The 13765-nt window shown below is 38.1% G+C and carries 14 protein-coding genes; 5 read left to right on the top strand and 9 right to left on the bottom strand.

Going from position 1 to position 13765, the window contains the following annotated elements; all coding sequences use genetic code 11:
- Positions 1 to 1411: F-box/LRR-repeat protein (locus tag NEOC65_RS03890; protein ID WP_213155758.1), on the bottom strand; the 1411-nt coding region annotated here is incomplete at its 3' end.
- Positions 1412 to 1781: 370 nt separating this feature from the next.
- Positions 1782 to 2150 carry a holo-ACP synthase gene (acpS, locus tag NEOC65_RS03885; RefSeq protein ID WP_166158691.1) on the bottom strand — a complete coding sequence of 123 codons (369 nt, stop codon included), beginning with the start codon at positions 2148 to 2150 and terminating at the stop codon, positions 1782 to 1784.
- A gap of 535 nt (positions 2151 to 2685) precedes the next feature.
- Between acpS and NEOC65_RS03880 the strand changes: the two genes are divergently transcribed.
- The gene (locus NEOC65_RS03880; RefSeq protein ID WP_213151959.1) at positions 2686 to 3186 is read left to right on the top strand and encodes a hypothetical protein; all 501 of its coding nucleotides are present in this window, start codon (positions 2686 to 2688) and stop codon (positions 3184 to 3186) included.
- Between the two features lie 78 nt (positions 3187 to 3264).
- On the opposite strand, the gene NEOC65_RS03875 is transcribed toward NEOC65_RS03880, so the two are convergent.
- Both NEOC65_RS03875 and smpB read right to left on the bottom strand, forming a co-directional pair.
- On the bottom strand, positions 3265 to 3687 hold the full coding sequence (locus NEOC65_RS03875; protein ID WP_213151958.1) for a 23S rRNA (pseudouridine(1915)-N(3))-methyltransferase RlmH: 423 nt from the start codon (positions 3685 to 3687) through the stop codon (positions 3265 to 3267).
- A gap of 49 nt (positions 3688 to 3736) precedes the next feature.
- A complete protein-coding gene (gene smpB / locus NEOC65_RS03870; protein ID WP_166158721.1) occupies positions 3737 to 4192 on the bottom strand; it encodes an SsrA-binding protein SmpB in 456 nt (151 codons plus the stop codon).
- 223 nt (positions 4193 to 4415) lie between these two features.
- Here smpB and dnaN point away from each other — a divergent pair, with 223 nt between their 5' ends.
- Together dnaN and recF are read left to right on the top strand one after the other, a co-directional pair.
- Positions 4416 to 5552, top strand: a complete 1137-nt coding sequence (gene dnaN / locus NEOC65_RS03865; RefSeq protein ID WP_166158681.1) for a DNA polymerase III subunit beta — start codon at positions 4416 to 4418, stop codon at positions 5550 to 5552.
- Between the two features lie 21 nt (positions 5553 to 5573).
- Positions 5574 to 6608 (top strand): DNA replication/repair protein RecF, encoded by a 1035-nt coding sequence (recF, locus tag NEOC65_RS03860; RefSeq protein WP_213151956.1) that lies wholly within the window; start codon positions 5574 to 5576, stop codon positions 6606 to 6608.
- Between the two features lie 28 nt (positions 6609 to 6636).
- Here recF and NEOC65_RS03855 read toward each other — a convergent pair whose 3' ends face one another.
- Positions 6637 to 7968: a hypothetical protein gene (locus NEOC65_RS03855; protein ID WP_213151954.1), complete on the bottom strand. Its 1332-nt coding sequence runs from the start codon at positions 7966 to 7968 to the stop codon at positions 6637 to 6639.
- Positions 7969 to 8264: 296 nt separating this feature from the next.
- Here NEOC65_RS03855 and NEOC65_RS03850 point away from each other — a divergent pair, with 296 nt between their 5' ends.
- Positions 8265 to 8492, top strand: coding sequence for a hypothetical protein (locus NEOC65_RS03850; protein ID WP_213155757.1), 228 nt, complete (start codon positions 8265 to 8267; stop codon positions 8490 to 8492).
- On the opposite strand, the gene NEOC65_RS03845 is transcribed toward NEOC65_RS03850, so the two are convergent.
- Both NEOC65_RS03845 and folD read right to left on the bottom strand, forming a co-directional pair.
- Entirely contained in the window at positions 8482 to 9555 is a 1074-nt protein-coding gene (locus tag NEOC65_RS03845) for an FAD:protein FMN transferase (RefSeq protein ID WP_249299029.1), read from the bottom strand. The genes NEOC65_RS03850 and NEOC65_RS03845 overlap by 11 nt on opposite strands.
- Positions 9556 to 10446, bottom strand: coding sequence for a bifunctional methylenetetrahydrofolate dehydrogenase/methenyltetrahydrofolate cyclohydrolase FolD (gene folD, locus NEOC65_RS03840; protein ID WP_213151952.1), 891 nt, complete (start codon positions 10444 to 10446; stop codon positions 9556 to 9558).
- Positions 10447 to 11242: 796 nt separating this feature from the next.
- On the opposite strand from folD, the gene NEOC65_RS03835 reads away from it, so the two are divergent.
- Positions 11243 to 11791: a hypothetical protein gene (locus tag NEOC65_RS03835; protein WP_166158666.1), complete on the top strand. Its 549-nt coding sequence runs from the start codon at positions 11243 to 11245 to the stop codon at positions 11789 to 11791.
- A gap of 350 nt (positions 11792 to 12141) precedes the next feature.
- Here the strand turns inward: NEOC65_RS03835 and NEOC65_RS03830 are convergent, their stop codons facing one another.
- Positions 12142 to 13425, bottom strand: coding sequence for a replication-associated recombination protein A (locus tag NEOC65_RS03830; RefSeq protein ID WP_213151950.1), 1284 nt, complete (start codon positions 13423 to 13425; stop codon positions 12142 to 12144).
- Positions 13388 to 13765, bottom strand: a complete 378-nt coding sequence (locus tag NEOC65_RS03825; RefSeq protein ID WP_166158660.1) for a (2Fe-2S) ferredoxin domain-containing protein — start codon at positions 13763 to 13765, stop codon at positions 13388 to 13390. The genes NEOC65_RS03830 and NEOC65_RS03825 overlap by 38 nt, the downstream gene beginning before the upstream one ends.

Raw genomic sequence — 13765 nt, 5'->3', positions numbered from 1 at the left:
GCTGTGACAGCTGCCCTATCTCTGGAGGAAGGTTGGTAAGTTGGTTGCTGTCTAAGATAAGCGCTTGCAGCTGTGATAGCTGCCTTATGTCTGCCGGAAGAGTATCGATCTGGTTGTCATTTAGGCCAAGTGCTTGCAGCTGAGAGAGCTTCCCTATTTCTGCAGGAAGGGTGGTGAGGTGGTTGTTGAGTAAGCGAAGCAATTGCAGCTGAGACAGTAGTCCTATCTCTGGAGGAAGGGAGTTAAGCTGGTTGTGATCTAAGCCAAGTCTTTGCAGCTGAGATAGCTGTCCTATCTCTGCCGGAAGGGTAGTGAGCTGGTTGTTATTTAAGCCAAGCGCTTTTAGCTGTGATAGCTGACATATCTCTGTAGGAAGGTTGGTAAGTTTGTTGTCATTTAAATTAAGTACTTGCAGCTGAGACAGCTGCCATATTTCTGCCGGAAGAGAGGTAAGCTGGTTTCTATTTAAATCAAGCGTTTGCAGCTGAGACAGTAAACCTATCTCTGCAGGAAGGGTAGTAAGGTGATTATCGGCTAAGCCAAGCTTTCGCAGCTGAGATAGCTGCCCTATCTCTATCGGAAGAGAGGTAAGCTGGTTGTGGTCTAAGCCAAGCGCTTGTAGCTGAGATAGCTGCCCTATCTCTGCTGGAAGGAAAGTAAGTTTGTTGTTGTTTAAGTCAAGCTTTCGCAGCTGAGACAGTAGCCCTATCTCTGAAGGAAGGGTAGTAAGGTGATTATCGGCTAACTCAAGCCTTTGCAGCTGCAAGAGTTGTCCTATCTCTGCAGGAAAAATGGTCAGCTGGGTATCGTTTAAAAAAAGGGCTTGCAGCTGAGATAATTGTCCTATTTCAGGAGGTAAAAAAGTCAATCCTGTTCCTGCTAAACTTAAGTTTTTAATGTCTTTGCCATATCTTTCAATCCATCCTTTAAAAAGTTCTCCTTTTCTTGCTATAGGCAAGTGCTTGATTCTTTGTTGATCTAAGTATTTCTTTCCCCCAGGGAGTTTATTCCATATTAACAGGCGACTGATATTTACCACATAAGAGGAGTAATTAGCTGATGTGAAATATATGTTTTCTTTAGGGTAATCTTTCCATCTTAGTGGTGAGAGAGGTTTAGCTAGAGTAAAGATTTGTTTAAAGATTGCTTTTACCTTTTGTCCTGGAAGAAGCTCATTATCTAGCTTATAAATTTTGTTTAAGATAACAGCATGCTCCCTAACATTTCCTCGAGGGACATGAATTTCAACTATTTGCTTATAGATAGATCGCATTATTTCACTATCATTAGCTAAAAGATCACGCCATTTTCTGCACACGCTAGATAAAGAAGGTGTGGCGCAATACTTCAAAATGTGTGTGAGCATCTCATTAGGTAGACTTTCAATGCTGATAGAAGGACTAGTATTCACTGTACAACCTCTTTAAATGTCATGCATGTTTATGATAACTTTTTAAAAAGTATAAGAAAGAAATAAAACATGCAAGAGAATATGAGGAATAGGCTATTAAGGGGTGTAAACAAAAGTATTGGCAATTTTTTTAAGCAGCCACTTTATAGCAATTTCGGTAAGCTTTGCGATAACCATTCAATTTACCTGTTTTAACCTTAGCATCAACTTACCATTTCCTGCCTTCTAACAAGCGCTTACTATTTTAACCTCTTTTTATAACAGATGCCTTCTAGCGAAATTAGGAAGCTAATTTTTGCTGTATGGAGCGTATTTTGTTGAATGGATAGGCTAGACGATAGGACGGCAAACGCAGTCTCTTTTTGCAAATTCATTCTTCCCAAATAGCTGTGGCAGTCGCGTATGCTTGACAATGGCTAATGGATATATGAATAAGAGGGTTTTTGAAATGTTTTTTGAAGGTGTCTGTAAGAGCAAGATAGGGTTTACCTTGTTCATTATTGAGGATAGCAAGATCTGTCCAACTCAGGCCTCCAGTTAAGCCTGTACCTAATGCTTTTACAACCGCCTCCTTAGCAGCAAATCTACCTGCAAAGTTTTTACTCGGTTGCCGGAAGGATTGGCAATATTTTTGCTCTTCTTCGGTAAAAACCCTATCAAGAAACTTTTGGCCATACTTATGTATGTTTGCCTCAATACGAGCCACTTCAATAATGTCAATACCAATGCCACGAATCATTTTAGTTGCCTTGTAATCTATCCAGTAAAAAAATATATCCCTTTTTAAAAGAAGGTAAGTCAACATCTGCGATAAAGCTTGCTGCAATTCTATTTAAAAGAAGCTTACACGCTATCAAACGTTCTGAGGTACTATGTTTTAACGTCCATACTTGCGTTTTAATGCACTCTCTAATAGGCTCAAGCACCTTCATTGGCCTCCTTCCTCACAGCTTTAATTTTAAGATAGCCAATAGCTTACCAAGTGGCAGGAATATATACCCTAAAATTAAGGGTGGTGCCACTTCACATAGGAGGCCAATGAAGTGAGGGGAAAGGCTTATCTCACTCACTGCCTTGAGTAATGAATTTTGAAATTTAGCACCTCTAACTAGAGAATGAGTGGGTATAACTTCAGAGCTTTTTTCTTAAATGTAGAAAAGATATAAAAAAATGGCCTTTATTTGTCTATCATTTAACCCTTTCTTTTTTCTTTATCTTATATCTTTCAATAGGTTAAATTTCTTTTTTATGAATACCATGTAGGAGAGGAAAATATGTTAAAATTAAGCCATAAAGCATTAATTGTTTTTTCGGGAATCATCTGGTTAGCGGTTGGAAGCTTTTTACTTTCCTTGGGGCTAAATTTTCTACTTCACGCTGCCCAAGATATGCATGTTCTAGAAAAAAATAGTTATCCTTTGCTTAATCTTTTTTCTTCTATTTTTTCAAATGCGGAAAATATTATTGTGTTTTTGATTGCTCTAGGATTGATTATAGGCTACTCCAAAGGACGTTATGTATTGGGTAAAGCGGCTGTTAAAGGGGTAGAAAGGATTTATTCTTTGCCTAATCCTACCTATTTACAGAATATATATGATTCCAAATATTATATTCTTTTAGCGGGGATGATGGGGCTTGGCTTCTCTATGAAATATTTAGGCATACCTGCCGACATCCGCGGCTTAATCGATGTAGCCATAGGCTCTGCTCTCATTAATGGCGCCATGATCTATTTTAGGCTTGCTTTTACAAAGCCTCTAGAAGATCGAAGTTAATAGAGAGCTCACGGGTAATAAATAAAGCGTGCTTCTTTAGAGTGGGTAGACTAGCCAGTGGATGGAGAAACGTCTAGCTTATTTATGGTAAGGAGTGCCTTTAGCAATTTCAAAAGCACGATAGACTTGTTCTATGAGTACTAATCTAATAATTTGATGAGTCATGGTTAAAGGGGAGAGGCTAAGGCAAGGATAGGAAAGTTTGATTTTCTTTGGCAATCCACTTGCTCCCCCGATAACTAAAGTTAAGCGCGAGCCACCTTCTATAAATTGCACCTGCAGGAAGCTGGCAAATTTTTCGCTATCGAAAAGCCTGCCTGCCGCATCCAAACAGATCACTCGCTTTTCTTTTAAAATGAGTTCTTGGAGGTGCTCATTATTTCTAGCTTCTACAAATTCAAATTTTAAAATAGAGGATAGACGTTTAACATATTCTTGGATGGCGTCATTGAGCCATTCTTCTTTTGTTTTACCAATAGAAATAATTTTCAGTCTAAGCATTTAATTATATATAAAAATTCAAAGAAAGCTTTCCTTAAACCTTAGGGAATTAACGGCTTTTCAGCATTTTTTGCATATAGCGTTTTTCGTCTCTTTCTTTAATGGCTTCTCGTTTATCAGCAGACTTTTTTCCTTTAGCAATAGCAATTTTTGCTTTCACTTTTCCCTCTTTTAAATAAAGGGCCAGGGCTACAATCGTTAAACCTTTTTCCTGCACGCTCTCGCGTAGTTTAAAGATCTCTCGTTTGTGTAAAAGAAGCTTGCGATCACGAGTTTCCAGATGATTGTGAATGTTGCCATACTTATAAGGAGCAATATGGGATCCAATAAGCCATGCTTCCCTGTTAATCACTTTGATATAAGATTCTTGCAGGCTCCCCCCATTATCTCTTAGCGATTTGATTTCCGTACCTTCTAGGGCAATACCTGCTTCAAAGGTTTCGAGGATTTCAAAATGATGGAAAGCGCGTTTATTAGATACGAGATCGGAAGATTTATTATTCATATGCAAATATATTAAATGAAGGCGCATAAACGAAGCAAGAGAGATTGCAGAATTCATCTCTCTTAGCGCCTTTACAGGCACCTCAAGTCTATAAATTCTTTCCTTGCTTGATTTTTTAGATAGGCAAGCATGAACACATCGAGAGCCCTATGTTTATTGCTTGACAAAGAGCTTATGGTCACTTATCTTGAGTCTCTCTTTTATTTAGCTTAAGGAATTATTCATGAAATTCGTCATAGCCACGCAAGAGCTTAATTATTTAATTAATAAGTGTCTTAATGCAGTAGCTCAAAAATCTACCATCCCTATCCTTTCCAACTTTTTAATCGAAGCTATTAATAATGAACTTATTATTACAGCTACGGATTTAACAGTAGGGGTCCGCTGCTTTACTGAAGCAAAAATTCTTGAAGAGGGGTCAACAACATTGCCTGCAAAGCGCTTGGCCCAGTTAATACGCGAGTTGACAGCAACCAATGTGGAAATTTCTACTTCAGCAAATGAAATCACTGAAATTAATGCCCAAACTTCGCGCTTTAAGTTAAATGGAATGAATAAAAATGAGTTTCCCGCCTTACCTAATGTGACAGATGCCGTGCATTTTAAAATTAAACAAAAAGTTTTGAAAGATATGCTTTACCGCACAGCTTTTGCAGTTTCTCGTGAAGACAATCGTTATGTGCTTACGGGAGTATGTTTGCAAGTGCAGGGAAAAACAGCTTCCTTTATTGGAACGGATGGAAAGCGCTTAGCAAAATCCCAAACTACCCTTAATATCGATCCATCTTTCCAAGGTACTTATGTGATTCCACTTAAGGCGGTAGAGGAAATTCTTAAAAATCTGGAAGAAGAGGGCGAAGCTATAGTGTTTTTAATGCAGGACAAAATTGCTATCAAAGCTTCTAATACGACGATTATTAGTAAACTATTATCAGGGGAGTATCCTGATGTTAACCGTGTCATTCCTTCTCAAACTGGGATAACCGTTAATCTCCACCGTGAAGAATTGATGACTTTATTGCGCCAAATTTCCCTTTTTGCTGCAGAAAATAATCATTCCGTTCGTTTTACTTTTAACGAAGGGGAGTTGAAATTGACAGCCAACACGATGGAAATAGGAGAAGGTAAAGTAAGTATGCCGGTAAATTATAAAGGGGAGAAGTTAGAAATTGCTTTTAACCCTCATTTCTTTTTAGATATTTTGCGTCATAGTAAAAATGAAACTATTTCTCTTGGGATTACCGATCCTTATAATCCTGGCTTGATTAGTGACTTTAATGATGATCAAAATGAAGAGGAGAAAGAAGCAGAACAAAATTCGCTGTTTGTACTAATGCCAATGCGCTTGAGTGAAGATTAGCTAAAATAAAAGGTGATAATTTTGAGTAGTGGTCTTTTTCTTCAAAAGCTATATTTACGATATTTCCGTCGTTACGAGGAAGCCACTTTTCACTTTACCCCCACCATTAATACGATTGTAGGCCCTAATGCTTACGGTAAAACAACTATTTTAGAGGCGATACAATTGCTGATAAATGGTCGCTCTTTCCGTACCCAGCAAATTTCCGATATGATTCAATATGGGCAAAAGTATTTTCATATTGAAGCATGCTTCATTAAGCAAGGTATAGCGCAAACACTCAAAATTCTTTATGATGGCAGTGAACGAAAAATTATAAATAATAGTACAGCTTTTTCGTCAGTAGCTAACTTATTAGGCATTTTGCAAGGAGTCGTCTTAACTCCTGATAGCACTTCTTTAATAAAAGGTTCTCCTTTATTGCGGCGACATTTTCTCGATCTGCAGATTGCCCAGATAGATCCTTTATATGTACATTATTTGACGCGCTATATAGGCGCTATGAGGCAACGTAATGCTTTATTAAAGAGGAACGAAATGCTTGCTATCCAAACTTGGGAGCAAGAGATGGCAGGAGCCGCGGCTTATGTGACTCTGCAAAGAGAGCAAACGATTGCAGACCTACAAAAATGGGGAAACGGATTGTATGGAATGTTAACTGCAGAGACTGCCCCTTTGAGTTTGGAATACAAAAATAGTAGCCGCCAAATAAAGGATCTGCAGCTTTTGCGTCAACATTATCTGCAGCAATGGGATAAGCTTCGTTTACGCGAAAAAGAAGTGGGAATGACCTTATATGGTCCCCATCGTGATGATCTATTAATAAAGATAGGAGATCGCGAAGTGCGTTTGTTTGCAAGTGAAGGGCAGCAGCGTAGTTGCGTCATGGCTCTTCGATTAGCGGAATGGCAGCGGCTACGGGAATTAAGCCAAGAACTGCCATTGATGCTGATTGATGATGTAGGGGTTAGCTTAGATACTACACGCCGTCAAAAACTTTTGATCCACTTAAAAACTTTAGGACAAGTTTTTATAACCTCCACCGAAGAACTTTGAGTAAGAGGTTTATCATTCGTATTGCCTGCTAACCTAAAGAGAGACGACCAAAAGGAGTTAAGCAAAGACACAGCTTATCATGGTGATAGCCTATAGCCACCATACCTGCTTGCATGAGATATTCGCAGATTATAAGTTTTATAAATTGTCTCTCATCTTCGTTATAATTAGGAGTGCTATATTTCCATCTTCTACCTTTATTAACTAAAGAAGTAGGTGCTACACTTCCTACGGCAGCTAAACAACCTTTGATGTAATCCTCGAAGTAAACCCACTTTCCATGAGCAAAATTCTTAAGGCTTTTCTCGACCTCGCGTAAATCTTTTTCAGAAAAAGATGAAAATTGGTCATTAGCGGCCAAGCGGTTCAGTGACTGTCGATAGAGGATGATGGCTTGGTCTGCGCGAGTTTTTTTAAGCCAGGCTTCCGTATAAGCTGATGCCACAATTTTTTGCTTTTCTTGCTTGGCAATTTCCAATAAAAGAGCTATTTCTAATAAATCTTTAGGAGCCTGGGTAAAAGAAATACTTTTTTTTAGCAACTTTTTTACAAAAGCATTCAATTCATTTAAAAATCCAAACTCTTTTTCATAAACAGGGGTAATAGAGGTAGCCTCTTGAATCGCGACTGGATTAGTATTCTGCACGAATAATAAGAATTCATGCCATTCATGAAAAGGAGTAACCACCTCTTCCCACACATCTTGAGTTTTAACATAGCGAAGGCAGCAAACTAGGCTAAACTCTAAGAAGAGCATATACTCTTCAAATTGCTCCCTAGTAAGTCCAAATTTTTCTATAAGTGCGCATGCACTCATTTTATAGTCGGGGGCAGCAAATACTTGTTTTGCAATCGAGCTTATGATAGGGTTATCGAAAACGAGATCTTGTAAATAACGTTCATAAATTTTGGGAGTGAACAAGAACTTTTCTATAATAGAATTAAAGATATTGTCTGAGCTACGGGGGATGGCATACCAGGAGGGAAGGGCATGAATGGGTGCTTTACTTAATAGTCCTTGTAAATACTCCATATCAGGACGAAAGTCATCATCAAATTTGATGATATGCGCCTCGTAATACTTGCGCATCTCTTTATCAACGAGTATCTCATTTCCTCGAATTTGAAAAAGACCGCTTTTGGCTAATTTATCTAAAATAGGACGAAGTTTAGAAGGAGTGATCTCCAAATTATCTGCAAGGGTAGTGAGGGTGGTTTTCAAAGAACCATTAATAATTTCTTGCAACACATCGACTTCTAAAATCGATAGCTCGGCCATGAAGAGACGATTTTCAATGTCTCTACGATAGTTATAATCGGTTAGAACAATTTTATTTTTTCGAGTAGTAAAAGTGGGCATAGGCTTTCTTTAAAGGAGTTATTGTTTCTTGCTGGAAAGCTCGTTAGCGCTCAAAGTTAGTGAAGAAGGTTTACAAAAGCATAGGGATAGTTCAATTCAATTGTTGAAAACATTGTATTTTAAAATGTTATTATTGACAACCCTTTTATTTGGCTAGGCATTTTGAAAATGCGAGCGTTTAAGCCTGGCAAAAAAATTGATTTATTAAATATTTTTTGTATAATCCTTTTTGTTGAACTATCTACCCCGGTAGGGTGGAAGGGCCTAATTAAAATTTAACAAAAGTGTAAACTTAAGTGGCGCCAGAAGAATTTCCTCTTTCCTCAAAGGATTTGATGATAGAATTTGCAGAGTTAATAACAGAAGCTCTTTTAAAAAGAGATGTACAGCATGCCGACCCTTTCGAGGCTTACGCCCATCGTTTAAGGAGCCATTTCTATAATTGCCCTGAAAGATTTAAACGGCGTTTTGCGGAAGGATATTGCTTATTAGTCAAGGAGCTTGAAAAAGAATCTATTCATTAAGATCTTGGTGGGAAACAATCCAAAACACGATCTCGGGATAATCGTTGGTAATTTTATCTGCCCAGCGCTGGGCCTCTTTTTTAGAACGGAACATAAGGGCAGTCGTGGCTAATCCATCAGCTAGTGCGCAAGAGGGGGCTAGAACACTTGCACTAGCCACATTTTCCCTCGTTATGGTGAGAGGTGTAAGTCTAGCGGGATCAAAAATATGAAAATAGGTAATAGTTGGATAAGCAGTGTCGCCTTTTTTAGTTTCTATCGTCCAGCTTTGAAAATAATCCCCACTGGTAGCAATTGCTTGATTGCGTAAACTTACCTTAGCAATAGCGTTTTCTGGATTATTATTTCCCAAGCGGCTAATAAAAATATTCCAAGGCCTACCTTGAGGATGCTTACCGCTAGTCTTTATTTCTCCCCCCCATTCCACAAATAGATTGGTATAGCCTGCTTCATAAAGTCTATCGGTAAGTAAATCTACGCAATAGCCTTTAGCGATTCCTCCAAGATCTATTTGAATATCGTCTAAATCTTTATAAAATTTTCCTTGGCCAAAATGAATTTTATTCCATCCTATTTTAGTAGCTACAGATAAGATTTCGCCTTCAGAAGGAATTTGTCCTTGCTCAAGATGTTTTTTCCACAGAGCTTGCAGAGGTTCTATGGTAGGGTCAAAGCGTCCTTCCGATAATAAAACTATTTTTTCTGTTAAATTTAATAGTTGCTCAAGCTCGGCAGAAATGGATACTACAGTACCTGCTTTTAATCGATTAAGACAAGAAAGCTCTGAGGAAGGATTCCATTTGTTATAAATATGGTTTACCTCTTCAAAAGTATTGCGGATAATATTAGAAACAAGGGCTTTTTCTGATGCGGTCAGCGGATGACCAATGAGAATACGATAGTTAATCGTCATCTCACTCCCTGAAAAAAGAGTCAATTTTTCATACGTGAAATTTGAGCAAGCATAAAGTAAGAAAATGAGAATGAAAAATTGGCTAAATGCATAATATTTCTTTAACTTGCCCTTTGTATAATACCCCACTTCCATCTTCATCTTAAGCATTTATTGAGCCTTTTGAAGGTTTGGCTTCAATCGCTTAGAGTAGCTCTTAAGAGTATTGCTCAATAACATAGCAATCGTCATAGGCCCTACTCCTCCTGGTACAGGAGTAATATAGGCACATTTGTCTTTAATATGATCAAAGTCTGCATCGCCCACCAGCCTATACCCGGCAGGACGGCTTAAATCGTTAATTTTATTTATTCCTACATCAATCACTGTTACACCTTCTTTAATCATCTCTGCTTTAAGAAATAAAGGTTGTCCCATAGCTAAGATGATAATGTCAGCTTGAGAGGTTAAGCTATCTAGCTTTTTAGTCTTACTATGGACGATGGTAACAGTGGCATTACCTTCAGAGTTATTCTGCATTAACATAGCGGCCATAGGTTTTCCTACGATATTGCTGCGGCCCGCAATTAACACATGGCGTCTTGCTACTTCTATCTGGGATCTGGCTAGAAGGGCACGAATGCCTAGCGGCGTGCAGGGAAAAAATCCATCCGTTTCCCCCATTAACATTTTGCCTACGTTAAAAGGATGAAATCCATCGACATCTTTTTCTGGTAAGATGGCTAAATTAACAAGCGATGGGTTAATGTGAGGTGGCAAAGGTAATTGCACAAGAATGCCATCGACTGTGGAATTTAAATTAAGAGCATGGATCTTGTCGAGGAGCTCTTTTTCTGATAACGAGGAAGGTAGATGAATTTTTAAGGATAAAATTCCTACGTTTTTGCAAGCTTGGGTTTTCCGTTGGACGTAGATTTGAGAAGCTGGATGGTCGCCCACAATAATAACAGCTAAGCATGGCGGACGGCCATGCATATTTAAAAGTGTAACTTTAATCTCTTGTTCAATTTCTTGAGCAATTTTTTTTCCATTTATAATCATAGGGGGAATTTAACTGTCGTGTTTTATGATTTCAATAAAATATTAGGAGTTAGACTTTAAGCTGCAGGTAAAAAAGGTTACTACTCTTATAAGCAAAGAAAGAGTGTTTAAAACATTTTTTATGTTTGCATAAGATAGATTAGCATAACCCATTTTTACTTTATAAGCCAACTTTTGCTTCTTCTTTTCTGGCAAAATTTAAGAGCCATCTACTCTTTATAAATAGCCTTAGATAAAGAGGAAATATCCCATAATGTTTTTCTCTTCTTTCTTTATACGGGTCTTTTTGGAAGAATGGGGCTGAGGATAAAGAATAGGAACAAGAGGGTCTAGTTTCTCTAAAAGCTAAATGTTTTTTAAGATTTGGGTAGTGAAATTTAGCTCCTTTTTATGAAAAAAGAAGAAGGTGAATCTGTCCTGACTTAAAAAATAAGGGATGAAGAAGAAAAAAATTAAGAGAATTTTCTTTAAGATAAAAGTCTTTTTTTTTAGCTTAAATAAGATTGGTAAGCAGTTTTTTTATGTAATCATGTACCCTAAGAACTAGGCTTTACCACATAAACAGGAAGGATAAATGTTTTTAGCCAAAAGATAGCTTTTTTAAAGCATACAAGCAAAAGCCTTAAGAAAAGTTAGAAAAATTTACAGTAAGAGTATTTTCTCTAAAGCAATCCTTGCTTTCTAGAAAAAAAAGCTTTAGAAAAGCAAAAGAGTGCAAAAAAATAATAGTATATTGTAACGTGGATTTACAACTTTGGAAGAATTGTTGATGACAAGAACCTTTTTAGGAGGAAATATGTATAAATCGGTCTTCAAGACCTGTGTAGTGTCACTCTTAGGATTTGGTGCTCTACTTTCTACGCATGCTTTTGCACAAAACGCTCCTTTACAAACACCACCCACTACTCCTGTTGGGTTGAGCGATGAATGCTCTAAGGAATTGCTTATTTCCTATTTTCCTAAGGTGTTTGTACTAGAGACTTTAAAAAAGTATAACGTCCCCCAAGATAAGTGGGAGGCTATAGCTAGTGAACTTGCCCAGAAAGATAAGCAAGTCATCAAAACTGTGGAGGAAAAAGCAGCTAAATTAGATCCAAACCCTCTTAAAGACCCTCAGCAGCGCCAAGCTGCCGTCAGGTTATTTAGAGAAACTTTGACAGATTTATTTGCTTTGACCATGAAAGCTTATGGAATAAAGGATGGAAAGCAAATTACCGATATGTTGAATGATATTCAACAACAAAAAGCTAAACGTTTTGCTATGTGCATGCAAAGAGTATCATCCGAAGACACTAAAGGCGAAAACAAAGCTGAAAATTCAGCCACCTTAGGAGATAAGAATTAACATTTATAAGAGGAGAAAAAAAGTGTGATCTCCTCTTATTTTTTATTCACTCGGTAAATAGTGAAAGTTTTATTTTCTTTTAAAAGGGCAGGCTTCTATAGAGGATGGAAATCCTTCTAAAAATTTTAAAGGCTTATTTCGCCCTCTATGAATAGAGAAGCTAAAGCCAATCTTTTGTTTTAAAATCAATGCCATTTCATGAAGGTAGGTGGGTAGATCTAAAAAAATTAACCCCGCAAAGTGAATTTTTTGTCCAAAGGCATGATTTTTCATAGCTTTTAAGTCTGCATGAAAGGCTGCTCAAAAAGTATATAGCTTCTTTGCTATCCTCAATGCTTTATTGTAAAAAATTATTTGTTTTTCTTGATCATTCTTAGCTTATCGAAATAGCTTTGTCTTTTTTTCATTTCACGCTCAAAACCGCGTTCCACAGGGCAGTAAAACTTTCTAGGTGGTAATTCTTCCGGAAAATAATTTTGCCCTGAGAAAGCATGTTCTACTTCATGATCATAAAGATAATTTTTTCCATATCCCATTTGTTTCATTAGAGGAGTCGCTGCATTAATAATGATGGAAGGAGGTGCCATGTAAGTTGTTTGCGCAGCTAATTGCTTGGCTTCTTCATAAGCTTGGTAAAGAGCATTGCTTTTGGGTGCCAAAGCAAGGTAAACGACAGCTTGAGCTAAAGCCAGCTCACCTTCAGGAGAGCCTAGCATTTCATAAGTATCGCGGGCGGCGATGCATAAAGATAAAGCCTGGGGGTCTGCTAATCCTATATCTTCGCTAGCCATTCTGATAATTCTTCGCGCTAAAAATAAAGGATCTTCCTTACCCTCTAACATACGCGCCAGCCAGTATAAAGCTGCGTCAGGATCAGACCCTCTCACCGCTTTATGAAGAGCAGATATTAACTGATAATGTTGATCGCCTTGTTTATCATAACGAGCCGTGCGTTGCTGTAAGTATGTTTGCAAAGTGTGGACATCCAAAGTAATATTTTCATTAACATCTTGGAGATTCTCAATTAGATTGAGGAGGAAACGGCCATCCCCTTGAGCTGATAAAATTAAAAGCTGACGGGCTTCCTCGGTAAGAGGCAATGCTTTTTTCCGAGATTCATAGCGTTGTAGTAACTGCTGCAAAGACTTTTCATTTAAAGGCCGAAGCGCTAACACCCGCAGCCGTGAAAGCAACGCACTGTTGAGATGAAAAGATGGATTTTCTGCGGTTGCGCCGATTAAAACAATGGTTCCCTTTTCCACGTAGGGTAAAAAAGCATCTTGCTGAGCTTTATTAAAGCGATGAATTTCATCTACAAATAAGACAGCTCTTTGATGGAGTAGGGGAGTGTTCTCTATCTCTTCTATAAGCTTTTTGAGATCAGCAATTCCATTAAAGATAGCGCTTATGGAATAAAAAGGGATATTAAAAGCTTTCGCATATAGCCTAGCGATAGATGTTTTCCCACATCCCGGCGGCCCCCAAAGAATAATAGATAAGGGTTTGCCTGCAGAGATAATTTTAGTTATAAAACCTTCTGGCCCTATCAGATGCTCTTGCCCTACGATTTCTTCAATAGAGGCAGGACGCATCTGCTCAGCAAGAGGAGCTATAGGCGATTTTGGAGTGATCATAAAGAATATATTCTTTTACCGGCTTACCACCGATAAGATGTTGTTGAAGAATGATCTCTAAAACTTCTGGGTTACAGGAATGATACCAAATTCCATCAGGATAGATGACAGCAACAGGGCCTTTTTGACAAATTCTTAAGCAGCTTACTTTTGTTCTGTAGATGCCTCCCGCTCCTGTCAAGTTCAGTTCTTGAAGCCTTTGCTTTAAATATTGCCAAGAAGCGTAGGCTATATCTGTGCTAGAGCAGCGTGGATTTGCTTGGTCGCTGCATAGAAAGATGTGGCGTTTAAGGGTATCGACCCCACATTTTATCAACCTTTCGTTAAGATTTTGTTGCAT

The sequence above is a fragment of the Neochlamydia sp. AcF65 genome, assembly GCF_018342435.1.
GTDB lineage: Bacteria > Chlamydiota > Chlamydiia > Chlamydiales > Parachlamydiaceae > Neochlamydia.
Note: the sequence above shows the minus strand (reverse complement) of the source record. Positions and strands in the feature narration are given on the sequence as shown.

Excerpts from the sequence above, each read along its gene's own strand:
- acpS (WP_166158691.1), bottom strand. The coding sequence starts at position 2,150 with ATGATTCGTGGCATTGGTATTGACATTATTGAAGTGGCTCGTATTGAG.
- NEOC65_RS03880 (WP_213151959.1), top strand. The coding sequence starts at position 2,686 with ATGTTAAAATTAAGCCATAAAGCATTAATTGTTTTTTCGGGAATCATC.
- NEOC65_RS03875 (WP_213151958.1), bottom strand. The coding sequence starts at position 3,687 with ATGCTTAGACTGAAAATTATTTCTATTGGTAAAACAAAAGAAGAATGG.
- smpB (WP_166158721.1), bottom strand. The coding sequence starts at position 4,192 with ATGAATAATAAATCTTCCGATCTCGTATCTAATAAACGCGCTTTCCAT.
- dnaN (WP_166158681.1), top strand. The coding sequence starts at position 4,416 with ATGAAATTCGTCATAGCCACGCAAGAGCTTAATTATTTAATTAATAAG.
- NEOC65_RS03855 (WP_213151954.1), bottom strand. The coding sequence starts at position 7,968 with ATGCCCACTTTTACTACTCGAAAAAATAAAATTGTTCTAACCGATTAT.
- NEOC65_RS03845 (WP_249299029.1), bottom strand. The coding sequence starts at position 9,555 with ATGCTTAAGATGAAGATGGAAGTGGGGTATTATACAAAGGGCAAGTTA.
- folD (WP_213151952.1), bottom strand. The coding sequence starts at position 10,446 with ATGATTATAAATGGAAAAAAAATTGCTCAAGAAATTGAACAAGAGATT.
- NEOC65_RS03835 (WP_166158666.1), top strand. The coding sequence starts at position 11,243 with ATGTATAAATCGGTCTTCAAGACCTGTGTAGTGTCACTCTTAGGATTT.
- NEOC65_RS03830 (WP_213151950.1), bottom strand. The coding sequence starts at position 13,425 with ATGATCACTCCAAAATCGCCTATAGCTCCTCTTGCTGAGCAGATGCGT.
- NEOC65_RS03825 (WP_166158660.1), bottom strand. The coding sequence starts at position 13,765 with ATGCAACAAAATCTTAACGAAAGGTTGATAAAATGTGGGGTCGATACC.